This window comes from Tessaracoccus pujii, assembly GCF_055326215.1.
Window position 1 is genome coordinate 408,425 of sequence record NZ_JBUZNP010000001.1, and the last position, 23,770, is coordinate 432,194.

The window sequence follows — 23,770 nt, forward strand, 5'->3', positions numbered from 1 at the left end:
TCCCCGCGAGAGCCGTGTCCGGCTCAAACCGTCCCCCTCGCGGGACAGCGGACGCCAGGGGCCGCGCGTCAGGCGGCGGGCTCCCACCCGGGGGGCATCATCACCCGGAGCGCCTTGGGCTCCACGTGCACAGAGAGCGACACCACCTTGCCGAAGTAGTCACCGTCGAGCTGGATCGACTCGGGCTCCCGGAGCCACACCTCGAGGCTCCGGCACCGCTGGTACCTCAGCTCGCCCTCGCCGCCCTCGCGGTTCCGGCGGCCGCGCAGGATGCCGTTGTCCACCACGACTCCCCAGGCCACCCGCACCCAGCCCAACATGCCCTGCGGCTCCATCGCCAACACATCGAGGACCCCGTCATCGACGGCGGCATCGGGCATCAGCGTCACGTTGCCGCCGATCGACCCGCAGTTACCCACGAGCACGGTGTGCACCCTGGCGCGCTGCGGGGGTTGGTCGTCGAGGCGGAACTGCAGGCGCATCCGGTGATTGCGACGCAACTTCTCCACGCCAACCTTCACGTAGGCCAGCATGCCGACCCGCTTCTTCAGTTCCTCGTCGGTGCTGGACATGATCTGGGCGTCCAGGCCCATGCCTGCCATGACGACGAAGACGCGCTCCTCGTGTTCGCCACCGGGCCGCACCCAGTCCAGGACCCCCACGTCCACGGGGCGCGGGACCCCCTGGAACGCCGCCGTCACTGAGCCTTGGAGGTTGCCCAACGGGAGACGCAGGTTCCTGGCCAGCAGGTTCCCGGTGCCACGGGGACAGAGGCCCAACGGCACCGCGCTCCCCCTCAGCCCCTCGGCGACCGCGCGGATGGTGCCGTCGCCGCCGACGGCCAGCACGAGGGCGCAGCCCTCCTCGACCGCCTGCCGCGCCATGCCCGCCCCGGGGTCATCGGCGGAGGTCTCCAGCCACAGCGAGGACCCCCAGCCGGAGGACCGCTCCGCGTCGGCGACCGCCAGCTCAAGTTCCGCACGGTCCACCTTCGTGGGGTTGAACACGACGGCGGCGCGCCTCGTCCCGGCGCCGTTCGGTTCGCTCATGGGCTCAGTCCTTCCACACGGGGATGGCGCGGGAGCCGTCGGGCTTCGCCTGTTCCTGCCAGACGATGACGGACCAGGCCGCCACCGTCGCGCTGTCGGAGACGATCATGCCCTCGCCCTCGTTCCAGAAGTTGCACGCCGGCTCCGCGAAGGTGGAGGTGTCCACCAGGCGGCGCCACACACAGCCCTCCAGAGGAGGCGGGACCTTGAACTCGATCTCCTGGTCGGCCATGTTGATCATGACCCAGAAGTCGTCGCCCGGGGAATCGATCTGGATGGAGACCGCCCGGTCCCCCTCCATGGGGAACCCCTCTCCCGACGGGGTGTGGAAGAGGTACGACACGTCCTTGTCGTCTGCCACCATGTCCCCCCAGCGCCTCTGCTGCAGTGCTTCATGGCGCTGGCGCAGGTTGGCGAGGAACGTGGCGAAGCGGAACTGGCCGTTGACGTGGGGCGCCGTCTCGTACTGGCCGAGGTTGTCGTGGTAGCCCTCGTCCACCCCGTCGGCCACCGGCACCCGCTGGGGCGCGTTGGTGGGGATCATGGCGTAGTTGTTGCGCATGGCCACCGAGTCCAGCGCCCACGGGTTGTTGTTGCCGTTCTGGGTGCGGCCGAACTCGTCTCCGGCCACGATCATGGGCACGCCGCGGGAGAAGAACAGGATGCTCCACAGGTTGCGCAGCCGCTGGCGCCTGAGCGCCTGCGAGCCCCCCGAATCCCAGGAGAGGTTGTCGTCCGAACCGCCGTCGGACGGGCCGAACGGCGGCGGCTGATCGTTCTGCTTCTCCTGGTAGGACACCAGGTCCGCCATGTTGAAGCCGTCGTGGGCGGTGACGAAGTTGATGGTCTTCTGGGCGCCGCCGCTGTCATGGAAGTGGTGGTAGTCCCCGTTGAACATGTCCGTGAACGCCACCATGTTGGCGTCTCCCTTGGTGAACCGGCGCACGGCGTCGCGGTAGCGGCCGTTCCACTCGCCCCAACCGCGCGGGAAGTTGCCCACCTCGTAGCCCCACAGGTCCCACGCCTCGGCGATGACCTCGATGTGTTCGGCCTTCGCCATGGACGCGATGTCCACCAGCAGCGGGTGGTCCGAGAAGAACCGCTTCTGCCTGGCCCAGTCGTCGGGATGAGCCTCGCCCGGGAGCCGCCCCAGGACGGTGGCCAGATCGAACCGGAAACCGTCCACCTGCATGTCCTGCGTCCAGTACCGCAGGGAGTCGAGCACCAGGTTCCTGGCGGCCTGGGAGGAATAGTTGACCTGGTTCGAGGTGCCGGTGGCACCGTCGACGAGCACCTTGTCGGAGGTCATCTGGTAGTACTCCGCGCACGCGAACCCGCCGAGGCTGGTGAAGCCGGTGGTGTTGACGTCGCCGTTCCAGTTGCCGCCTTCGGCGGTGTGGTTGTACACCACGTCGAGATAGACCTCGAGGCCCGCGTCGTGGAACGCCGAGACCATCTCCTTGAACTCGCGGGTGGGGCCGCACCAGGCCTTGTCCGCCGCGTATTGGCGGTTGGGGGCGAAGAACGACAGCGTCATGTAGCCCCAGGCGTTCACGGCGCCGTGGCGCGCCGACTCCGACGCGTTCGTCTCGTGCACCGGCAGCAACTCGACGGTGGTGACCCCCAGAGCCTTGAGGTAGGGCGCCATCATCCCGGCACCCTTGTACGTCCCCTGGAACTCCTCAGGGATGTCGACGACGCCCTCGAAACCCGGCTCTCGGCTCAGCAGCTGGGACAGCCGCGCCACCGAGGGGTGCCCGGTGAGCTGCTCCACCTGCACCTCGTAGATGACGGTCTTCTCACCCGGGATCCGCGGCTTGGGCGTGACCGGGGTGTAGTCGGCGATGAGCACGCCCTTCGGGGCGTAGGGCCCGGTGTCGATGGTGCGACGGGGGACGCCGTCGACCAGGTCCCCGCCGGTGCCGAACACGCCGTCGTTGACGCCGTACTCGTGCAGCTGATCGGTGAAGACGTTGTGGGTGACCTCGCGGGCATACGGGTCGAAGAGCACCTTGTTGGGGTTGAACCGGTTGCCGTGCTGATCCAGGTCCGAGATGAACCCGAGGTCCGACCCGGGCTTCCAGCCCTTCACGTACGGCCAGTTGCGGCCCCAGGCACGGAACCCGATGAGGGCGCCGAACTGCAGACCCTGCAGCAGCGCCCGCCAGATGCCGTCCCTGCCCTTGACGAGCAGGTAGGTGCGATCGGCTGAGGCACCCATCGCGTCGGGATAGATCTCCAGCTGGACCCTGGTGGCAGCCGGCGCGTAGATCGCGAAGGTGACGCCCTCGGCGTGGGGGTGGGTGCCGAGAGGCCAGGTGGCCTTGGACCAGGAGCGCCGGTCCAGCGCGATCACGCGTGTCATGGCGTCGATTCTGGCACGCCACCCCGACACGCACGGCAACGCGCTTGCGAGACCCCTTCCCATGGGGCGCAGACAGGAGGACTCTGAGGGTATGAACACGCGCCCGAATGTGGTGCTCGCCGTGGTGGCCGGGCTGGTGGTCCTGCTCGCGATCGTCGCCGGGGTCATGGCCACCAACCGGGAGCCGCCCGAGATGGACCCCGGCACCCCGGACGGCACGGCACAGTTGCTCGCGCTCGCCGTCATCGACGGCGACGACGAGGAGGCCGTCTCCTACCTCGACCCGGCATTGGGCTGCACGGTGCCCCTGCCGGAGGTCTACCGGCCGACCAGGATGAGCATGTCCGTGGTGGACACGAAGGTCGACGGCGACAGGGCCACGGTCGTGCTCAACGTCACCGAGTCCAGCGGGGGGCTGTTCAGTTCCTACGATCACCGCGAGGTGATCGAGCTGAAGGCCGACGGCGACGGCTGGATGGCCACCGGCCATCCGTGGCCCATCTACTCGTGCAAGTGAGGTCGTGATGTTCGAGGTGTTCGGCGCGCTGCTCTCCCTGGCCCTGCCCGTGGTGGTGATCGTGCTCGTCGTCGCGGCAGCCCGACGGCGCGGCCCGGGCATCGACGCCCACGGCGTGCGGCGGTTCTTCCAATACGCGGTGCTGTTCGCACTGGTCATCGTCGTGGCGATCGGGGTCTCGGAGCTCCTGGCGCTGCTCCTGGGGGCCGAGGTCCCCGAGTGGGAGGATCCGGACGCTCGGCTTGCCCGGGGCCTGGCGTTCGTGTTCGTCGGCGGCCCGCTCGCCGCACTGATCGCGTGGTGGACGAGGCGCGCCCACCGGGCGGATCCCGCCGAGCGCGAGTCCGGCCTCTACGCCCTCTACGTGACGCTGGCCGCGCTGGTGGGGGCCGTCGTAGCCGCGACGGCGCTCCCGGAGATCGGCTCGGCGGCGCTCCAGGGCGAACTGGAACACGAGGCGCTGGCGCGTCTCGTCGCCTTCGCGGGCATGTGGGCCTTCCATTGGTGGCTGGCCACCCGCACCCTGGACGCGGAGCGCAACACCCCGCACCTCCTCCTGGGATCGGTGGTGGGGCTGGCGCTGGGCGTGACGGGACTCGTCCTCACCCTCGGCTCCGCGCTCGACCTGCTGCTCCGGACGGACATGATCGGCAACCCTCTGACCACGCTCGGCGAGGGCGGTGGACTTCTCCTGGGCGGGGCCCTGATCTGGGTGCGTTACTGGGCCACGTCCGCGGTATCGCTGCCGCGCCGCCCGCTGTGGCTCGCGGTGGTCCTGCCGCTGGGCGTGGGCGGCGGGCTGATCATGACGCTCGTGGCGGGCAGCCAATTGCTGTGGAGCGTGTTGGTGTGGTTCCTCGGGGACCGCCAGGAGGCATCAGCCTCCAACCACTTCGACTCGGCCCCGGTGGAGATCGCCGCCGTGTTCGTCGGCCTGCTGGTGTGGTGGTATCACCGGACCATCCTCGGCGAAGGTGAGGGACGCACCGAGCCGCGGCGCGTCTACGAGTACCTGGTGGCGGGCATCGGGCTGGGGGCGGCCGCAATCGGCGTGGGCACCGTGCTCGTGGCGCTCATCGAGTCTCTGACGCCGGGCGTGGACGCGGGGATGACGGTGCTCAACACGCTCTGGTCCGCCGTCACGCTGCTCGCCGTCGGGGTGCCCGTGTGGTGGATCTTCTGGGCTCGCATCCGCCGGGCCGCCGCCGCATCCCCCGATGTGGAGCTCAGCTCGCCCACCCGGCGCGTGTACCTGGTGACCCTGTTCGGGCTTGCCGGGGTGGCGGCGGTGGTGGCCCTCATCGCGGTGGCGGTGATCCTGTTGCAGGACGTCGTCGCGGGGTCGGTGAGCGCCGCCACCGTCCGGTCGATGCGCTACGGGCTGGGCACGCTGGTGAGCGCTGCCGCCGTGTCCGCCTATCACGGCTCCGTGTTCCGCATGGACCGGGCCACCGGCGTGACGACGCGGGCGCGGGGGCCGCGGACCGTGCTGCTGATCGGCGCGGTCGGGCCAGAGGTCGACCGCGATCTCGCCCGCGCCACCGGCGCCCGGGTGGAGGTGTGGGGGCGCCTGGACTCCGCGGCCGACTCGTGGGACGTCGCGGCGCTGGCGGAGGAACTGGCGGCATACCCAGGGGCCGACGTGGTCGTGCTGGGCGAGGGTGCCGGTCACTGGGTCTTCCGGGTGGACCCGTCGGGTCGTGTCGCGGCCCCGACCGCCCCCGCGGCACCGGCTGAGGATCGAGCCGCATCTGGCGGCGAAACGGCGCAGTTCGCGCGTCCCGACAGCTGAGCCATTCGCGGCTGCGGGTCAGTCGTCGTCGACCTCGCCCGCCAGCGCCTTGGCGGCAAGGTTCTCCTCCTCCGCGACCTCCCAAACCTCCCTGGCCGCGCGCAGGTTGAGCGCGACGATCCCGAGGCCCAGGATCAGGTCGGGCCACCCGTTCGGGACCAGGGTCAGCGTGAGCACACCCATGGCGATGATGCCCAGGTTGATGATGACGTCGTTGCGCGCGGCCAGCCACGCTGCCCGGGTGAGCGACCCGCCGTGGTCGCGCTGGCGCAGCAGCAGGACGGCGCAGATCGCGTTGATGACCACGGCGCCGCCGGCAGTGAGGATCAGCGAGAGCGGGTCCGGAGCGTCCGGGTTCTGGAACTTGGCGATGGCCTGCCAGAGCGCGGCCGCCGCGGGGACGAGGATGATGCCCGCCATCACCTTGCCCGCGACGGAGCGGTGGGCGAGCGGCCAGCCGAGCGCCACGAAGATCAGCAGGTTGACCGCGGTGTCCTCGAGGAAGTCCACGGAGTCGGCCAACAGCGAGACCGACCCGATCGCGAGCGCCACCGCGTTCTCCACGAAGAAGTAGCCGAGGTTCAGCAGGGCGACGACGAGGACGGTGCGCCTGAGGGCGCGGACGCGGGTGGGGTCGATCTCGTGCACGGCCGACAGGCTATCGCGCCCCGCCGTTGGTCGGCCGAAGGGGCCGCACCCGCCGACGCCTGCGGTACCTCCCGACGCCTGCGCTACCTCCCGACGCCTGCTGAGTCGCCTGCGGTCAGTCTGGGCGCCCGCGGTCAGTCTGGGCGCCCGCGGTCAGTCTGGGCGCCCGCGGTCAGTCTGGGCGCCCGCGGTCAGTCTGGGCGCCCGCGGTCAGTCTGGGCGCCCGCGCTATAGCGCAGGCGTCCGAGCCGAACGCAGGCGGCTCAGCCAGCAGCCGGAGGGCCGCCCGGCGCACCCCCTTCCGCGACACCCTCGCATCGCGTAGGCTGATCTCACCCAAGAAAGGTCAGGACAAATGAGTCTCTCCATCGGGGTCATCGGCGCAGGCATCATGGGCGCCGATCACGCTCAGAACATCCATCGTTTCATCGCCGGCGCCGATGTCGTCGCCATCGCTGATCCGGACAAAGGTCGCGCCGAGGCGGCCATCTCCGGCATCCCCGGGGCCCGCGTCCACGCAGACCCGGAGCAGCTGATCACCGCCGACGACGTGCAGGCCGTCGTCATCGCCTCACCCGACTTCCTGCACGCGGATCAGGTGAAGGCCTGCCTGGACGCGGGCAAGCACGTGCTGGTCGAGAAGCCGCTCGCCTACGACTCCGCCACGTGCGCAGAGGTGATCGCCGCCCACCGCTCGGCCGTGGGCGGCGGGACGCCCCTCGCCACCGTCGGCTTCATGCGCCGCTTCGATCCGGGCTACGTGGCCATGAAGGCCGCCATCCGCTCGCGGAAGCACGGGCGTCCCCTGATGATCCACTCGGTGGGTCGCGGGGTGAGTTCCGGCCCAGGCGCCACCAACGAGTCCGTGATCTTCAACTCCGCCATCCACGACCTGGACCTCATCCCCTGGCTGCTGGACGCGCCCGTCACCGAGGTCAGCTGGCACGCCGGGCACCCCAGCTCGACGGCCACGGACCTGGCGGACCCGTTCCTCCTTCTGGTGCGCACCGCCGACGGCTCGCTCAGCACCGTCGAGGTGTTCCTCAACGCCCGCTACGGCTACGACATCCGCTGCGACGCCGTCTGCGAGACAGGTGTGCTGACGATCACCGAACCGGCAAAACTGCTGGTCAACGCGAACCAGGCCACCTCGTCGCCGATCGCGGCTGACTGGCGGCCCCGGTTCGCCGACGCCTACCGCCTCGAGTTGCAGGAGTGGGTGGACGCGGTGAAGGAGGGCAGGCCGTCGACGCTGGCCACCCTGGAGGACGCGGAGCGCGCCACCCTCGTGGGCGAGGCGGTCGTGGAGTCGATGCACGGAGGCGGGCTCTTCGTCGAAGTCGACCGGTGAGGTCGCTGCCGGAGCCGCGACCCGTCGGCGACGTGCCGAGCCTGCGCTGGGGCATCCTCGGCACCGGCTGGATCGCGCACCAGTTCGTCACCACCGTGCTGGCCCGGACAGGCCAGCGCGTGGTGGCGGTGGGATCGCGCAACGTCGAGCGGTCGCGGGAGTTCGCGGGCGAGTTCGGCATCGAGCAGGCGTTCGGCACCTACGAGGAACTCGTGGGAGCAGAGGTCGACGTGATCTACGTGGCGACGGGCCACCTCGACCACTTGGCGCACGCCACGCTGGCACTTGAGGCCGGCAAGCCCGTGCTGGTCGAGAAGCCGATGACGCCGCGGGTGGCGGACACGGAGGCGCTCGTCGAGTTTGCACGGGCGCGGGGGCTGTTCTGCATGGAGGCCGTCTGGACGCTCGCGCTGCCGCGCTACGACGTGGTGCGGCAGATCCTGGACAGCGGGATGCTCGGCGACATCCAGTCCGTGGCGGCTGACATGGGCGAGTACCTGGTCGATCACCACCGAGCCATGGACCCGGCGCAGGGCGGCGGCGCGATGAACGACCTCGGCACCTATCCCCTGATGTTCGTGGGCTGGGTCCTGCCGTCGGCCCGCGTGGTGGGAGCGACGGGGCAGCGGCACTCCAGCGGTTCCTTCGGGCAGTTCGCGGCCCTGTTGGTCGACGACGAGCACCGGCAGGCGGTGGTGCACGCGTCGATGGTGGCCGACACGCCCACGACGGCGATGATCGCGGGCTCGGATGCCACGCTCGTCCTCGACGGCCCGTTCTACCACCCGGGTCCGGTAGAGGTGCGGTTCCGCGACGGCGAGGTGCTCCGATGGGAGGAGGACCGCGTCGCACACGTGGGGCTCTACCACGAGGCCCTCGAGGTGGCGCGCTGCATCGGCGCCGGGTTGACCGAGTCCCCCATCCGGCCCCTCGACGCGACGCTGGCCACCGTCCGGCTGATGGAGCGGGCCCGCGACCTGATGGGCGACCCCCTCCCCTGACGCTGCCCGCGCCTCCGAACCTGGAGCGGTGCGGGTCGGCCTATCCACCCAGGTCCGGTGCGGTGGTCGTTCCTCCAGCCCGCTCACCAGTGCACTGCCAGGGCCGGGGGTCCCCTGGAGGAACAGTAACCGCAGCAGGCCACGGTGACCCCCGCCCGGACCGGCGTCAATAATTGAACATTGAATTACCTTGCGTCGCGACGTAGAATGGCCGCCGTGAACCACCGCCTCCTCCTTGTGCACGCCCATCCCGACGACGAGTCCAGCCAGTCCGTCGCCACCATGGCGCGGTACCTCGACGAGGGCGGCCAGGTCACCCTGGTCACGTGCACGCTCGGCGAGCTGGGCGAGATCATGCTGCCCGAGTGGCAGCACTTCACCCCGGCGGAGCTGGGCGAACATCGTCGCTCGGAGATCGAGCAGGCCCTCCGCGAGGTGGGGGTCACGGACCACGTGTACCTGGGGGGCGCGGGGCGCTACCACGATTCGGGCATGACCACCGGGCCCGACGGCCGCGCGGCCGTCCCCGGTGACATGCCCGACAACGCCTTCTGGCGGGCGGATCTGCTCGAGGCGGCCAACCACCTCGTGGAGGTGATCCGCAGCCGCCGGCCGCAGGTCGCCGTCTCGTACGACCCCCACGGCAACTACGGCCACCCGGATCACATCCAGGCCCACCGCGTCCTCATGTACGCCAGCACGCTCGCTGCGTCTCCGTCGCACCGCCCGGACCTGGGCGCGCCCTGGCGGATCCGGCGGGTCCTGTGGAGCACGCACAACACGGAGCGCTGGGTCGAGGCGTACGCGATCGCCAAGGAACGGGGCCTGGAGCTCTGGACCGAGGAGGATCGCGACGCCGACAGCTTCGGCCCGGACCCGGCGCAGATCGTCGCGCTGATCGAGACGGGCCCTTGGCTCGACGTGTGCCGCCGGGCCCTCGGGGCCCACCGCAGCCAGGTGAACATCGAGCACCCCTTCTGGCAGTTCTACAGCATCATGCAGGAGCTCCCGGGGTCCGGCGAGGCCTATCTGCTGGGTGCCGGTGAGCCGTTCCCCGAGGGCGTTGGGCGGGCAAGCTGCCTGTTCGACGGCCTCGACGACGCCGCCTAGTCATCGACGCCAACGACGACGGCCCCGCGATCACGCAGATCGCGGGGCCGTCGTCGTTGCGGAGCCTCAGCCGGCGAGCAGCTGCTCGAAGGCCAGGAAGCCCGCCGGCTCCCGCGACGTCGAGCGCCGACCCGCGACGGCGTCGGCCAGCTCGGACGCCCCCCGCGACACCCGCGACCGCAGGCCGGTGGAGCCCACTCCGAAGTCCGAGGTGGCGGCGAAGATGGCGGTTCGGACGGGGTCCGCTCCCAGGTAGCTGAACAGCGGGCGCATGGCGAACTCGAGCATGAGCGAGTGTCGCTCGGTGCCGCCCGTCGCGGCGAGCAGGACGGGCTTGCCGGTGAGCATGCCCGGCTCGAGGATGTCGAAGAAGCTCTTGACCAGCCCGCTGATGGAGGCGGAGAACGTCGGAGACACCACCACAAGGGCGTCGGCCTCCTCGACGGCATCGACGGCGCGCGCCAGGTCGCCCGTCGGGAATCCGGTGAGCATGGCGTCGACGATGGGGTGGGCAAGCTCGCGGAGCTCGACCACCGTCTCCTCGAGCGTGTCGCCGCGGGCGGCGAGGTCGTCGCGGAGGTGGACGAGGATGTCGTCGGCCAGGACTCTGGTGGACGACGGCGTGCCGAGGCCACCGGAGATGACGACGATGCGGGACATGTGTGTTCCTTTCACGGATCCTGCTGGGCTGTGTGTGCTGGGCGGGAGGGGGAGGGGGTTTGAGCACAAGGCAGGGGCCACGAGGGTTTGAACCTTCACCATGGCCCGTTTCGCGGTTTGACCCGTGCCATGTGCTCAAACCCCTCCACCCGCCAGGCACTCAGAGGCGGTTGCCGTCCTCGGCGCGGGTGCCGGTCCAGCGGTCGACGGAGGGCTCGATCCGCTCCGGCGCATCGACGAAGCCCCGCGCCGCCTTGAGCGACGCATGGGTGGGCGCGTCAGGCACGTGGGCCGGCTTCAGCGCCGCGAACTCCTTCCGAAGCACCGGCACCACCTCCTCGCCGAGCAGATCGAGCTGCTCCAGCACGGTCTTCTGCGGCAGGCCCGCGTGGTCCATGAGGAACAGCTGACGCTGGTAGTCGCCCGCGTACTCCCGGAACCCGAGCACCCGCTCGATCACCTGCTGGGGCGACCCCACGGTCAGCGGAGTCTCCCGGGTGAACTCCTCGAGCGACGGGCCGCCGCCGTAGACCGGCGCGTTGTCGAAGTAGGGCCGGAACTCGCGGACGGCGTCCTGCGAGTTCTTCCGCATGAACACCTGCCCGCCGAGCCCGACGATGGCCTGGTCCGCGCGGCCGTGGCCGTAGTGCTCGAAGCGACGCCGGTACAGGTCCACCATGCGCCGCGTGTGGCTCGGGGGCCAGAAGATGTTGTTGTGGAAGAAGCCGTCGCCGTAGTAGGCGGCCTGCTCCGCGATCTCGGGGGAGCGGATCGAGCCGTGCCACACGAACGGTGGGACGCCGTCGAGCGGGCGGGGCGCAGACGTGAAGCCGTGGAGCGGCGTGCGGAACTTCCCCTCCCACGTCACCATATCCTCGCGCCACAGCTGGTGGAGCAGCGAGTAGTTCTCCACCGCCAAAGCGATGCCGTCGCGGATGTCCTTACCGAACCACGGATACACCGGCCCGGTGTTGCCGCGACCCATCATGAGGTCGACGCGGCCGCCGGACAGGTGTTGCACGTAGGCGTAGTCCTCGGCCAGGCGCACCGGGTCGTTGGTGGTGATCAGGGTGGTGGCCGTCGAGAGGATCAGCCGCTCGGTGGCCGCGGCCAGGTAGGCCATGAGGACGGGCGGGTTGCCGGGCGCGACGAAGGGCGGGTTGTGGTGCTCCCCCGTCGCGAAGACGTCGAGGCCCACCTCCTCGGCCTTTCTCGCCAACTCCACCGTCGCCCGGATCCGCTCCTGCTCCGTCGGCGTGCGGCCGGTCGTGGGGTCCGTGGTGACGTCCCCGATGGTGAAGATGCCGAACTGCATTCTCTGCTCCCAACTCCGATTGCTTACCTCTACGGTAACCCAAACAAGTTGAAAACGAAACTATTCCCGTCAGGCGGCCTGATACTGCGCTGAGGCCGCGCGGCGCGCCATCAGCCACATGACCCCGCCGGTCACCATGAGCACCGCCCCGGTGCCGCCGAGAATGATCGCCCCGATGAGCGCGCGCACCGCGCCGACGTCGTTGCGCACGTCCAGGGGCGGGGCGACGACGACGCCGTCGCCCTCCTGGCACACGATGATGTAGTCGCCCGACAGCTCACCGGGGCCGCCCATCTTGCCGATCGACTCGTACGTGACGTCGTTGAGCGGGAACGTGAAGAAGCCCTCGAGCGCCAGGTTCGGCACCGCGTCGGTGGGACCGTATACGTCACAGGTGGGCACCACGCCGGCCGGCGCGTAGACCACCTGGATCTCGCCGTCGGTGACGGGGACGACGGTGTCGCCGTCCACCCGGATCACCCCGGCCGCCTCGGGCACCACCCGCGTCAGCCCCTGGCCTGCGGTGACACCCCAGAGGATCCCCGCCAACAGGAGCAGCGACCCGATGAGGGCGAGGATCGGGGCCACCTTGCCGTGCGGCTGCAGGGTGCTCATGGGCGCCTCAGCAGACCTTGCGGGTCCAGCCGAACTTGTCCTCCGCGCGCCCGAACTGGATGTCGACCAGGTGCTGGCGGATGGCGCGCGTCTTCGGGCCGGGCCGGCCGTCGGCCACCGTCTGCACGCCGCGCTGGGGCGAGTTGAAGCCGGTGATCGGCGTGACGACGGCGGCCGTCCCGCACGCGAACACCTCGGGGATCTGGCCGGACTCGACGCCGTCGAGCACCTCGTCGACGGAGATGGCACGCTCGACGGGGGTGAGCCCGTGCTCGGAGGCCAGCGCCAGGATGGACTCGCGTGTCACGCCGGCCAGGATGGAGCCGAGGGCCGGGGTGACCAGCTCGTCGTCGGCGGTGACGAACATGACGTTCATCGTGCCGCACTCCTCCACCCACTTGTGCTCGGCCCCGTCGGTCCACAGCACCTGGCTGCAGCCGTTGGCGTAGGCCTCCTGCGTGGCGACGAGGCTCGCGGCGTAGTTGCCGCCGCACTTCGCGGTGCCGGTGCCGCCGGGGGCCGCGCGCGTGTAGTTGGGCGTGATCCAGAGCTTGACCGGCTCCGAGTAGTACGGGCCTGCCGGGGTGGCGATGACGGCGAAGCGGTAGCTGTTGGCCTCGCGGACGCCGAGGTAGGGCTCGGAGGCGATCATGAACGGGCGCAGGTAGAGGCTCTGCTCGTTCTCGCCCACCGGCACCCAGTCGCGCTCCAGCTTGACGAGCTCGGTGACCGAATCGAGGAACAGCTCCTCGGGCAGCACCGCCATGCCCATCCGCTTGGCGGACTGCACGAAGCGGGCGGCGTTGCGCTCGGGCCTGAACAGCCAGATGGAGTCGTCATCGCGGCGGTAGGCCTTGAGGCCCTCGAAGATCTCCTGCCCGTAGTGCAGGACCGCGGCCGCGGGGTGCAGGGCCCACTCCGTCATGGGCACGATCCGCGGCTCCTGCCAGCCGTCGCCGGCCTGGAAGTCGATGACGGTCATGTGGTCCACGTAGTAGCGGCCGAATCCAGGGTCCGCGAGCGCTGCCAGGCGGGCGGCGTCCGACGTGGGCGTGGTGGTGCGGGTGAGCGAGAACATGGCCATGGTCACTGATGGTAGACCCCCCATTTTCCGCCGTCCTCGGTGTCCACACTCGGCTCAGTCGGTGAATGCTGGGCGTGCGACGGAGTGACCCCCGGGCTGAAGCTCGGCGTCGGGCGTGCCCGGCCACCGCAGGACAGCCGTCGCGCCCTCAGGCACCAGGATCCCGAGCCGGACCTCGTCACCGCACAGCTCCCACTCGACGGAGGCGACGCCGTGGGGCGTGTCCAGCTCGGTGCGCGCCCAGTCGATCCCCTGACCGGCATGAGGGGCGACGAGGATGCGGCGGTAGCCGGGCTCGAGGGGTGCCAGCCCTCCGACGACGCGGTGCAGCCAGTCCGCGACCGCCCCGAGGGCGTAGTGGTTGAAGCTGGTCATGTCGCCGGGGTTGACGGAGCCGTCGGGCAGCATCGAGTCCCAGCGCTCCCAGATCGTCGTCGCGCCCATGGTGACGGGGTAGAGCCAGGAGGGGCACTCCCGCTGCAGGAGCAGCCTGAAGGCCGCGTCGTCGTGGCCGGTGGAGGTCAGGGCGTCGGCGATGAACGGGGTGCCGGCGAAGCCCGTCGAGATGTGGAAGCCGCTCCGCTCCACCAGTTCGGCGAGCCGGGCGCCTGCCCACACGCGCTGCGCCGGGCCCAGGAGGCCGAACGCGATGGCCAGCGAGTAGACGGTGGCGCAGTCGCTGAGGATGCGCTCCCCGTCGATGTATTCGCGGCTGAATGACGCCCTTAGCCCCGCAGCCATCCGGGTGAACTCCGCCGCCTCGGCGGCGCGGCCGAGGACTTCGGCCGCCGCACGGATGTGGTCGGCCGTGCGGAAGGCGCAGGCGGTGGCGACCACGCCCTTGTCCGCCTTGGCGGCGCCGGGGTCGTCGGCGGGTGCGTCCGGGTCCAGCCAGTCGCCGTACTGGAATCCGGTGTCCCACACGCCCGAGTCGGACAGCAGTGAGCGCACGCGCCGGCCGTGGGCCGTCATGGAGTCGAAAGACTCCTCCAGCACCGCAGGATCGCCATAGGCCTCCCAGAGTGCCCACGGCACCCAGACGGCGGCGTCGCTCCAGAAGGCCGCCGCCTCGGTGCCGCCGATGCCGGCCTCGGCCCCAGTGGCGTACTTGAGGATGTCGGGCACGACGAAGGGGACGACGCCGTCGCGGTCGGCCTGTTCCAGCGCGAGGTCCCGGAGCCAGTCGGCGAGGAAGTCCTTCACATCGAAGAGGAACGCCGCCGTCGGCGCGAAGGCAGAGATGTCGCCGGTCCAGCCCAGGCGCTCGTCGCGCTGGGGGCAGTCGGTGGGGATGTCGATGAAGTTGCCGCGCATCCCGCGCACCACGTTGGCGTGCAGCTGGTTGAGGTCGGGAACCGAGCACTCGAAGGTGCCGGTGCGCCGAAGGTCGGACGAGATCACGACGGCGACAACGGCCGCCGAGAGCTCGTCGAGAGATCCGGCCCATCCCGCGATCTCCGCGTATCTGAATCCGTGGAATGTGAGAGTCGGCTCGAAGGTGTCCTCCCCGCCACTGAGGATGAATCGGTCGGTGGCCTGCGCGCTCCGCAGCGTGCGCAGGGCCAGTTCGCCGTGTTCGAGGACTTCGGCATGACGAAGCGTCAGCATCGAACCGCGTTCCCCGGTGACGGTGAGCCGGAGGAAGCCGACGATGTTCACGCCGAAGTCCAGGAGCACGCTCCCAGACGAACTCTCCCATGCCTTCACCGGGGGGATCTCGGCTATCCGGCGGACAGGTGGCGCGGGATCGAGTTCGAACTGCGCGGGGGTATGACCCACTTCATGGACGCTGCCCCATGACGCATCGTCATAGCCCGGCTTCATCCACTGCGGATCCCGCCGGCACGCATCGATGGACTGCCCGTCGTAGAGGTCGTTGGCCACGACATCACTCGGGCCGACCCGCCACGAGGGGTCAGTGACGACGAGTTGCTCGTGTCCGTCGGCGAACACGACCCGCAGCTCCGCGAAGGCGGCGAGCTCCTCGCCATAGCGTTGCGTCTCGATCCATCCGAGGCGACCCCTCCACCAGCCGTTTCCGACGATGATGCCGATGGCGGTCTCGCGCTGGATGAGGCTGCTGACGTCGTAGTCGACGTGGTGGAGGCGCCACTCGTAGCTCGTCCAACCGGGCGACAGGAGATCGGCGGAGACAGGAGTGCCGTTGATCCAGGCCTCCACGACACCCAGCGCGCTCAGCGCAAGAGTGGCCGAGGTCACAGCGCCATGGCCCTCGTGCAGGGTGAACTCCTGCCGGAACAGAGGGGCGCTGTCGGGCTCGAGGTCTGCGGCGATGAATCGACCTGATCGCTCGGTCATGACGTGCTCACCTCGAAGAGGGCGCGCACGAGGTCCGCGTCCTTCGAACTCCGCCCGACGAGCAGTTCGAACGTCCCGGGCTCCACGACGCGGGCTCCGTGCGCTTTGACGATGCTGCATGCGCTGATGGGCAGTTCCATCAGCACGTCCTCCTGCTCTCCCGGCCCGGGCTCGACCTGCGTGAAGGCCTTGAGCTCCTTGTCGGTCCATGTGCCGCAGGTGACGACGTCGCCGACGTAGACCTGGACGGTCTCGGTGACCCGCTCTGCGACGGAAAGTGTCGAATCGAGATAGCGGGCGCTGGGTGCATCGACGGTCATGGGGAGTTCACTTCTTTCGTCTGGGATCCGGCGGATGACGCGATCGGGTTGCGTCACCCACAGGACTTGGATGGTCGAGTGGCGAAGGGGCTGACCAGCTAGCCCTTCAGTCCGCCTGCGAATCCCTGGACGATGTACTTCTGCATGAAGAAGTAGGCCAGGAGCACGGGGAAGATGCTGATGATGATGCCCGCGAAGATCAGGTTCCACTGAGCGCCGAACTGGCCCACGAACGAGTAGATGGCGACGGTGATCGTCTTCTGATTGCTCCCCGAAAGGTAGAGGAGCGGTTGCAGGAAATCGTTCCATGTGAACACGGCGTTCAGAATGATCACTGTCCCCGTGATCGGCCGGACGAGGGGGAAGACGACCTGCCAGAAGGCCTTGAAGGCGCTGGCGCCGTCGAGCGAGGCGGCCTCCTCGTAGTCCGGCGGAAGCTCGCGCATGAAGCCGGCGTAGAGGAAGATCGAGAACGGCATCCCTTGCCCGACATTCACGATGATGACGCCGGCCAGCGTGCCGAGGAGGCCGAGATCTCGAATCATCTGGTAGAGCGGGAGCAGCGCGAGTTGGACGGGAAGCAGCAGCCCGGCGAGGAACGCCAGGTAGGTCAATCTTGACCAGCGCGCCCCGAGCCGCGACAGCGGGTAGGCCGCAGACGCCGAGAAGATCACAATGAACGCGATGGTGATGATCGTGACGATGGCACTGTTCAGGAGAGCGTTGCCGAGGGCGCCTTGCTGCCAGGCGTCGACGAAGTTCTGCAGCGTCGGTTGCGCCGGGGGCGCGAGAGTGGCGCTCTGATCCTCAGGCGCCTTCAGCGCCAGGATGACGAGCACGTAGATGGGAAACAGGAACACGACTCCCACGAGGATCATGACCACTTCGAGGATCGCCGTTCGCCACGTGTAGCGGTACATGTCAACGCTCCTGTGCTGCGAGCAGCTTGTACTGGATGGCCGAAACCACCGCGACGAATATGGTGAGGACGACCGCGAGAGCGGCCGCATAGCCGAACCTGCCGAGTTGGAAGGCGTTCGAGTAGATGAGCGTCGAAATCGTGTCGGTGGCCCCACCCGGGCCTCCCTGCGTCATCACGAACACCTGATCGAAGAGTTTGAAACCGCCGATCACCGAGAGCATGACGTTGATGGTGATCGCCGGGGCGAGCATCGGCCGGACCACGGACCAGAATCTGCGAACGGGACCGGCTCCGTCGATGGCAGCGGCCTCGAGCACCTCCGCGGGGACTCCCTGCAGTCCTGCCAGGAAGATCACCATCGAATAGCCGACGAACTGCCAGATCACGACGCCGATGACGGACCAGATGGCGATGTCGGGATTGCCGAGCCAGTTCTGCTTGAGTGCCCCCAACCCCATCGAGTCAAGCGCCGCATTGATGCCGCCGTTGGGTGCGTAGAGGTTCTGCCACAGGAACCCGACAGCGATCGACGTGATGACCACCGGCGCGAAGATCAGCACCCGCAGGACGTTGCGGGATTTGATGCGGGAGTTGACGCCGAGGGCGATCAACAGGCCGAGCAGGTTCTGGATCACGGTGACCGCTACGGCGATGAGCATGGTGTTGCGGATGGCGACCGCCGCGTTGGGGTCGCTGAACATGGCGACGAAGTTCTCCATCCCGACCAGGTTCTGCTCGGGGGTGACGCCGTCCCAGTCGGTGAACGCGAACGCTCCGCCGCGAACGCTGGGGACCACCACGGCGAAGAGGTAAAAGAGCGCGGCAGGCAGCACGAACCACCAGACGGTGTGTGCGTAGCCGCGATAGCGGCGCTTGGGCCGCTTTGAGGCAAGCGCGTCGATTTCGCCGATGGCGGCAGGTGCGAGGACCATGATCAGACTCCTGTATCGGACCGGTGGACCCGGGCGTGGCGCGGCGGTGCGAGTTGCGGACTGCGCGCCACGCCCGAGCGTGGGGCTAGCTCACTTGGGCTGGGCGGCGTCCATCTGGCCCAGCAGATCGGCGGCTGAGTTCTGTCCGCTGATGAAGGTCTGCAGTCCGTCCAGGTACGCCTTCTCGACGGTGGCCTCCATGTAGATGATGGGAGCCGTCTGCTCGTTGACGACGAACTCTGCCGCGCCAGCGAGGTAGTCGGGGGGCGACCACCCATCGACAGGAGCGCTCGGGTAGATCGACGACTGCTCCAGGGCGATCTGCAGGCCCTCATCGGACATGTAGAGATCAACGAACTTCTTGGCGAGGTCGATGTTCTTCGACTTCGCGTTGACGGCGTAGCCGGCACCGAGTGCGACCGTGAGCTTGGTCTCGGAGGGGTCGTCGGTGGCCGGCAACGGCGCGGTCTGGAAGACGGTGCCTTCGGGTGCCATCTCCTGGATGGTGCTGATCTGAGGGCTGACCGTCACAATGCCGAGCGCTTCGCCGTTGGCCACCTGCGTCTGCGCGATATCGAGGGCGGTGCCGGTCGCGTCAGGCGTGAAGCATCCGGCATCCGCCATCTCGCCGTAGTTCTCCAGCACGTCGGTCCACGCGGACTCTGCGAACAACTGGTCACCCGCGGCCAGTGCGGCGCCGGCATCCGGATCCGACGCGGTCCCGATCGTGCCCCACATCGAGTATCCGGTGTGGGGGTAGTTTCCCCCCGCCACGGCGGCAAGGGCGTACGCCACCTTGCCCTGGGAGGCGGCCGTCGCGCACAGGTCGAGCACTTCGCTGAAGGTCGAGGGCACGGCTGCGCCCACCTCCTCCAGGGCCTGGGAGTTGTAGATGGCCGGGATCAGGGTGAAGGCGTTCGCGCCCATGAGGATCGTGCCCCCCTTGCCCATGACGCTCTGTGTCGAGTCGGAGTAGTTCGACACCCACGGCGAGTCACTGAGATCGGCGAGGTAGCCACCCTTGTCGAGGGTCTGGACCGTGATCGGGTTCCCCGTGCCAGGGAAGGCCACGACCACGTCGGACGCGGTGCCCGAGACGAGTTCGGTGTTGATCTGCGTGAGAATCCCCGGCCACGGCAGGCCCGTGTACTTCACAGTCACCCCCTCGTTGTCGGCCTCGAACTTCTCGATCAGCGCGGCTGCGGTGCTGTCGTCGGCCCACCCCGAGATGGTGAGCACGGTGTCGCCCTCTGCACCGTCGGTCGATGCGTCGGTTGAGCATCCGGCGAGGACCAAGCCCGTTGCTGCCGCGGTCGCGATGAGGGCGACCTTCCTCATGGCCATTCTGGACATTTGCGTTTACCTCCTTGTAAGGACCGCGGGTCACCCCCGTCGGATCGAGTCAACCGATTGACGAAACTGTCGACGGTTGGCTCTGGGAGAACCGTACGCCCGGTGTGCGCATGTGTCAACCGGTTCACATAAACCGGTTGACGTCGGTTGCTATGATTCCTGCATGACCTCTGACACAGCCGTCCACGACCATCAAGGGTCGGCCAGGCCCGCCTCGCCCCGCCGGCGCCCGTCGATGGACGATGTCGCCCGCGCCGCGGGTGTGTCCAAGGGCGCGGTCTCCAAGGTCATCCGCGACGCCTACGGAGTCAGCCCCGCCATGCGCGAGAAGGTGGAGGCCACCATCCGGGAGCTCGGGTACCGGCCCCGCACCGCGGCGCGTGTGATGCGCGGATCGAGCTTCAGCATCGGCCTGGAGATCCCCAACCTGGGCAACGAGTTCCTGACCCAGATCATGCAGGGGTCGGCGTCGCGACTCGTCGGCACGGGCTACCAACTGGTGATCACGCCCGGGCTGGGTGAATCAGGCGGCACGACCATCCTTGAGAGCCTCGTCGACAGGCAGGTCGACGGGCTGATCGCGATCTCGCCGGAGGTCACGCCGCACTGGCTGGAGGACCTGGCGCGGGACATCCCCGTCGTTCTCATCGGCCGCCACGACAAGTCTGAGAACTACGACACCGTGACCGACGACGACGAGTCCGGCACGCGACTGGCCCTGGACCATCTACTCAGCCTCGGGCACGAACGCATCGCGCATCTCACGATCAAGGTCACGAGGGAGTCGGCCGACGCCCAGCCGCCGCACTCGATCCGCCGCTCCACCTACGAGTCGGTGCTCCGGGAGGCGGGACTCGATCCCATCGTCGTCTACTGCCAGGGCGACTACGACGACGCGTACGTGACCACCCGCGAGCTCCTCGACGACGACCCGACGATCACCGCGATCTTCGCCGGCCACGACGACCTCGCCATCGACGCGCTCCGGGCGGTCGCCGACCTGGGCCTCACCGCCCACGACGTCTCGATCGTCGGCTACGACGACATCCGGATGGCCGGCCACCCGCTGGTCTCCCTGACCACCGTGGCTCAGTTCGGAGAGTCGATGGGCGGTGTGGCGATCGACCTGCTGATGGAGCGCATCCGGGGGGGCCGGACCACCGCCCGTCACCGCGAGTTGCAGCCGGAACTGAGGGTGCGGTCGTCGACGCGGGTGATGAGAAGGCGCATCAGCGGCCGCTGAGCCCCAGCAGGGCGCTTCAGTCCTGCGGGATCCGGCCCTCGAGCGCCCAGGCCAGGAACTCCTTCAGGTCGCCGGTCTCGCCGTCGCGGCCACCTCGCCCGATCACCAGCGGCGCCAGCGTGGGCTCCAGCTTGACCCCGCGGAGACGTTCCATCCAGCCACCCGGAACTGTCAGCGAGTAGTAGTTGCCCTCGGTGTCGATGCCGACGGAGTGGTTGGTGCGCAGGTACCACCCCATCTTGTCGGTCTTCACCACGTGCCCGCTCAGCGTCTTCGCCTGCAGCGGCCGCGGCTCGAGCCCCTGGCCGCGCGCGGCGACGATGAACTCGTCGATGAGCACCTTCGCCCGGGCTGCCTCCGCGCGGGCGTGCCCCTCGGTGAGCTCGTGCCTGATCCTGGCCGCCTTCTGCCGCTCGCTGAGTTCCTCTGCCACGCCCCCAGCCTAATGCTCAGCACCCCTCGATCAGATGGTGAAGCCACCGTCGACGAGGATCTCCTGGCCGGTGATGTAGGCCGCCTCGTTCGTGGCCAGGAACGCGACCGCCGCCGCGACCTCCTCCGGCTCCCCGAAGCGCCTCGCGGGGATCGTCGACATCAGCCGTTGCGCGTCCGCCGCGTCGGTGTGCAGTCGCTTCAGCCGCTCGGTGGCCGTGTAGCCGGGAGCGACAGTGTTGCAGGTCACCCCGTCTGCCGCTACCTCCATCGCCAGTGTCCGCAGATGATTGGTCACGGCCGCTCGCATGGCGTTGCTCACCGGGAGCGTGAGCGCCGGCCGCCGAACCGTCAGGCTCGTGATCGCGACGATCCTCCCCCATCCTCGCGACCGCATGCCGGCCAGGACGCCGTCGACCAGCCGCACCGTCGACATGAACGTGGTCTCGAACCCCGCGTCCCAGGCGTCCTCGGTGACCTCGCTGGGCAGCCCCGGCGGCGGGCCGCCCGCGTTGCTGACGAGGATGTCGACATCGCCGGCCCGGTCGACGAGGCGCAGCACGTCAGCCTCATGGCTCACGTCCGCCGGCACCCAGGAGGCGCCGATCCGCACCGCGGCCGCCTTCAACTCGGCCGCGTTGCGCGCCGCGATGGTGACCTCGGCCCCCATCTCGCGCAGCGCCTTCGCCGTGGCGAACCCGATCCCCCTGCTGGCGCCCGTCACGAGGGCGCGCTTCCCGTCGATCCTGAACATGGCCATGAGACGACGCTACTCCGCACGTCGGCGCAGCAATAGACCCCGAACGCCCACCCCCACCCCCGGCGCGCCACACCGGTCTGAGAAACTGGTCGGACCCGCTCTCTAGGAGGTCCAATGCCGGAGTTTCGCTACGTTGACATGCTGCCGATCGGGCACGACGAGACGCCCTACCGCCTGCTGACCACGGAGGGCGTCGAGGTCGTGGAGGGCCCCGAAGGTCGCCGGTTCCTCAAGGTGGCTCCCGAGGCGCTGACCCTGCTGGCCGAGACCGCGATGCACGACATCGCCCACTACCTGCGCCCCGCGCACCTCCAGCAGCTGCGCACCATCCTCGACGACCAGGAGGCCAGCCCCAACGACAAGTTCGTCGCGCTGGATCTCATGAAGAACGCGAACATCGCCGCCGGCGGCATCCTGCCCATGTGCCAGGACACCGGCACCGCGATCATCATGGGCAAGCGCGGCCAGCAGGTCCTCAGCGAGGGCACCGACGAGCGGCCCCTGTCGGAGGGCGTGTTCAACGCCTACACCAGGCTGAACCTGCGCTACTCGCAGAACGCGCCGCTGACGATGTGGGACGAGAAGAACACCGGCTCCAACCTGCCCGCGCAGATCGAGCTGTACGCCGATACCGCCGAGGGTCACGAGAACTCCTACAAGTTCCTGTTCATGGCCAAGGGCGGCGGCTCGGCGAACAAGAGCTACCTGTACCAGGAGACGAAGGCGGTGCTCAACCCCGCGTCGATGATGAAGTTCCTCGAGGAGAAGCTGCGCTCCCTCGGCACCGCGGCCTGCCCGCCGTACCACCTGGCCATCGTGGTGGGCGGCACCTCGGCCGAGTTCGCCATGAAGACGGCCAAGTACGCCTCCGCAAAGTACCTCGACACGCTCCCGACGGAGGGGTCGATGGCGGCCAACGGCTTCCGCGACATCGAGCTGGAGAACGAGGTCCTCGAGCTCACCCGCAAGCTGGGCATCGGCGCGCAGTTCGGCGGCAAGTACTTCTGCCACGACGTCCGCGTCATCCGCCTCCCGCGGCACGGCGCGTCGCTGCCCGTGGCCATCGCGGTCAGCTGTTCCGCGGACCGCCAGTGCCTCGGCAAGATCACCCCCGAGGGCGTGTTCATCGAGCAGCTGGAGTTCGACCCGGCCCGCTTCATGCCCGAGCACGTCGACGAGGAGCTCGACGCGCAGACCGACGGCATCACCGGCACCGGCCAGGGCGCGGCCGTGCGCATCGACCTCAACCGCCCCATGCCCGAGATCCTCGACGAGCTGCGCAAGCACCCCGTCAAGACCCGCGTCATGCTCAACGGGCCCCTCATCGTCGGCCGCGACATCGCGCACGCCAAGATCAAGGAGCGCCTCGACGCCGGCGAGCCCATGCCCCAGTACCTCAAGGACCACCCCGTCTACTACGCCGGCCCCGCCAAGACGCCCGAGGGCATGGCGTCCGGATCCTTCGGCCCCACGACGGCGGGGCGCATGGACTCCTACGTGGACCAGTTCCAGGGCACCGGCGGCTCCATGGTGATGCTCGCCAAGGGCAACCGGTCCAAGGCCGTGACCGACGCCTGCCACACCCACGGCGGCTTCTACCTGGGCTCCATCGGCGGCCCCGCCGCGCGCCTCGCGCAGGACTGCATCAAGCACGTCGAGGTGGTCGAATACGAGGAGCTCGGCATGGAGGCGGTGTGGAAGATCGACGTGGTCGACTTCCCGGCGTTCATCATCGTCGACGACAAGGGCAACGACTTCTTCGCCGAGGTCAACAAGCCCATCGCGCTCACCATCCCCAAGCGCGAAGGACTCTGACCCGCTGAAGACCTCAGCAGCCGCGACCCACCCATCCCGGCTGCGAGGTCGCCCTCGCGCGCGGGCCACGGCTGTCCGCGCGGTTATTGTTCCTCCAGGCACGGTCTCGGGGCCGCCGGGGCGCCGAGCACCAGCCTGGAGGAACGATTACCGCAACTGTGATGAGA

At 69.0% G+C, this 23,770-nt stretch carries 21 protein-coding genes; 7 read left to right on the forward strand and 14 right to left on the reverse strand.

Going from position 1 to position 23,770, the window contains the following annotated elements; all coding sequences use genetic code 11:
• Positions 1-68 precede the first annotated feature (68 nt).
• Both ACZK5N_RS01720 and ACZK5N_RS01725 read right to left on the reverse strand, forming a co-directional pair.
• A complete protein-coding gene (locus ACZK5N_RS01720; protein WP_458995327.1) occupies positions 69-1,049 on the reverse strand; it encodes a diacylglycerol/lipid kinase family protein in 981 nt (326 codons plus the stop codon).
• Positions 1,050-1,053: 4 nt separating this feature from the next.
• Complete coding sequence (locus ACZK5N_RS01725; RefSeq protein ID WP_458995328.1) at positions 1,054-3,414, reverse strand: glycogen debranching protein; 2,361 nt, start codon at positions 3,412-3,414, stop codon at positions 1,054-1,056.
• Between the two features lie 91 nt (positions 3,415-3,505).
• On the opposite strand from ACZK5N_RS01725, the gene ACZK5N_RS01730 reads away from it, so the two are divergent.
• Both ACZK5N_RS01730 and ACZK5N_RS01735 read left to right on the forward strand, forming a co-directional pair.
• On the forward strand, positions 3,506-3,931 hold the full coding sequence (locus ACZK5N_RS01730; RefSeq protein ID WP_458995329.1) for a hypothetical protein: 426 nt from the start codon (positions 3,506-3,508) through the stop codon (positions 3,929-3,931).
• A gap of 7 nt (positions 3,932-3,938) precedes the next feature.
• Positions 3,939-5,723 (forward strand): DUF5671 domain-containing protein, encoded by a 1,785-nt coding sequence (locus ACZK5N_RS01735; RefSeq protein WP_458995330.1) that lies wholly within the window; start codon positions 3,939-3,941, stop codon positions 5,721-5,723.
• A gap of 18 nt (positions 5,724-5,741) precedes the next feature.
• On the opposite strand, the gene ACZK5N_RS01740 is transcribed toward ACZK5N_RS01735, so the two are convergent.
• Positions 5,742-6,371, reverse strand: a complete 630-nt coding sequence (locus tag ACZK5N_RS01740; RefSeq protein ID WP_458995331.1) for a cation efflux transmembrane domain-containing protein — start codon at positions 6,369-6,371, stop codon at positions 5,742-5,744.
• A gap of 355 nt (positions 6,372-6,726) precedes the next feature.
• Between ACZK5N_RS01740 and ACZK5N_RS01745 the strand changes: the two genes are divergently transcribed.
• The 3 genes from ACZK5N_RS01745 (at position 6,727) to mshB (ending at position 9,833) form a co-directional block, all read left to right on the forward strand.
• Positions 6,727-7,722, forward strand: a complete 996-nt coding sequence (locus tag ACZK5N_RS01745) for a Gfo/Idh/MocA family protein (RefSeq protein WP_458995332.1) — start codon at positions 6,727-6,729, stop codon at positions 7,720-7,722.
• Positions 7,719-8,723 (forward strand): Gfo/Idh/MocA family protein, encoded by a 1,005-nt coding sequence (locus tag ACZK5N_RS01750; RefSeq protein ID WP_458995333.1) that lies wholly within the window; start codon positions 7,719-7,721, stop codon positions 8,721-8,723. The genes ACZK5N_RS01745 and ACZK5N_RS01750 overlap by 4 nt, the downstream gene beginning before the upstream one ends.
• Positions 8,724-8,939: 216 nt before the next feature.
• Entirely contained in the window at positions 8,940-9,833 is an 894-nt protein-coding gene (gene mshB / locus ACZK5N_RS01755) for an N-acetyl-1-D-myo-inositol-2-amino-2-deoxy-alpha-D-glucopyranoside deacetylase (protein WP_458995334.1), read from the forward strand.
• 66 nt (positions 9,834-9,899) lie between these two features.
• On the opposite strand, the gene ACZK5N_RS01760 is transcribed toward mshB, so the two are convergent.
• From ACZK5N_RS01760 to ACZK5N_RS01800, 9 genes are all read right to left on the reverse strand, one after another.
• Positions 9,900-10,493 carry a CE1759 family FMN reductase gene (locus tag ACZK5N_RS01760; RefSeq protein ID WP_459018155.1) on the reverse strand — a complete coding sequence of 198 codons (594 nt, stop codon included), beginning with the start codon at positions 10,491-10,493 and terminating at the stop codon, positions 9,900-9,902.
• Between the two features lie 160 nt (positions 10,494-10,653).
• The gene (locus tag ACZK5N_RS01765; RefSeq protein WP_458995336.1) at positions 10,654-11,808 is read right to left on the reverse strand and encodes an LLM class flavin-dependent oxidoreductase; all 1,155 of its coding nucleotides are present in this window, start codon (positions 11,806-11,808) and stop codon (positions 10,654-10,656) included.
• A gap of 69 nt (positions 11,809-11,877) precedes the next feature.
• Positions 11,878-12,423, reverse strand: coding sequence for a hypothetical protein (locus ACZK5N_RS01770; protein WP_458995337.1), 546 nt, complete (start codon positions 12,421-12,423; stop codon positions 11,878-11,880).
• A 7-nt stretch (positions 12,424-12,430) separates the two neighbouring features.
• Entirely contained in the window at positions 12,431-13,507 is a 1,077-nt protein-coding gene (locus ACZK5N_RS01775; RefSeq protein ID WP_459018156.1) for a branched-chain amino acid aminotransferase, read from the reverse strand.
• Between the two features lie 54 nt (positions 13,508-13,561).
• Complete coding sequence (locus ACZK5N_RS01780; RefSeq protein ID WP_459018157.1) at positions 13,562-15,826, reverse strand: alpha-L-rhamnosidase; 2,265 nt, start codon at positions 15,824-15,826, stop codon at positions 13,562-13,564.
• A complete protein-coding gene (locus ACZK5N_RS01785) occupies positions 15,823-16,146 on the reverse strand; it encodes a fibronectin type III-like domain-contianing protein (protein ID WP_459018158.1) in 324 nt (107 codons plus the stop codon). Before ACZK5N_RS01785 ends, ACZK5N_RS01780 begins: the two co-directional genes overlap by 4 nt.
• 98 nt (positions 16,147-16,244) lie before the next feature.
• Positions 16,245-17,066 carry a carbohydrate ABC transporter permease gene (locus ACZK5N_RS01790; protein WP_459018159.1) on the reverse strand — a complete coding sequence of 274 codons (822 nt, stop codon included), beginning with the start codon at positions 17,064-17,066 and terminating at the stop codon, positions 16,245-16,247.
• Position 17,067: 1 nt separating this feature from the next.
• Entirely contained in the window at positions 17,068-18,000 is a 933-nt protein-coding gene (locus tag ACZK5N_RS01795) for a carbohydrate ABC transporter permease (protein ID WP_459018160.1), read from the reverse strand.
• Positions 18,001-18,090: 90 nt separating this feature from the next.
• A complete protein-coding gene (locus ACZK5N_RS01800) occupies positions 18,091-19,338 on the reverse strand; it encodes an ABC transporter substrate-binding protein (protein WP_459018162.1) in 1,248 nt (415 codons plus the stop codon).
• Between the two features lie 178 nt (positions 19,339-19,516).
• Between ACZK5N_RS01800 and ACZK5N_RS01805 the strand changes: the two genes are divergently transcribed.
• Entirely contained in the window at positions 19,517-20,596 is a 1,080-nt protein-coding gene (locus ACZK5N_RS01805) for a LacI family DNA-binding transcriptional regulator (protein ID WP_459018164.1), read from the forward strand.
• 16 nt (positions 20,597-20,612) lie between these two features.
• Here ACZK5N_RS01805 and ACZK5N_RS01810 read toward each other — a convergent pair whose 3' ends face one another.
• Together ACZK5N_RS01810 and ACZK5N_RS01815 are read right to left on the reverse strand one after the other, a co-directional pair.
• Positions 20,613-21,029: a hypothetical protein gene (locus ACZK5N_RS01810; protein WP_459018165.1), complete on the reverse strand. Its 417-nt coding sequence runs from the start codon at positions 21,027-21,029 to the stop codon at positions 20,613-20,615.
• A 30-nt stretch (positions 21,030-21,059) separates the two neighbouring features.
• Entirely contained in the window at positions 21,060-21,788 is a 729-nt protein-coding gene (locus tag ACZK5N_RS01815; protein WP_459018166.1) for an SDR family oxidoreductase, read from the reverse strand.
• A gap of 114 nt (positions 21,789-21,902) precedes the next feature.
• Here ACZK5N_RS01815 and ACZK5N_RS01820 point away from each other — a divergent pair, with 114 nt between their 5' ends.
• On the forward strand, positions 21,903-23,603 hold the full coding sequence (locus tag ACZK5N_RS01820) for a fumarate hydratase (protein ID WP_459018167.1): 1,701 nt from the start codon (positions 21,903-21,905) through the stop codon (positions 23,601-23,603).
• Positions 23,604-23,770: the final 167 nt, after the last annotated feature.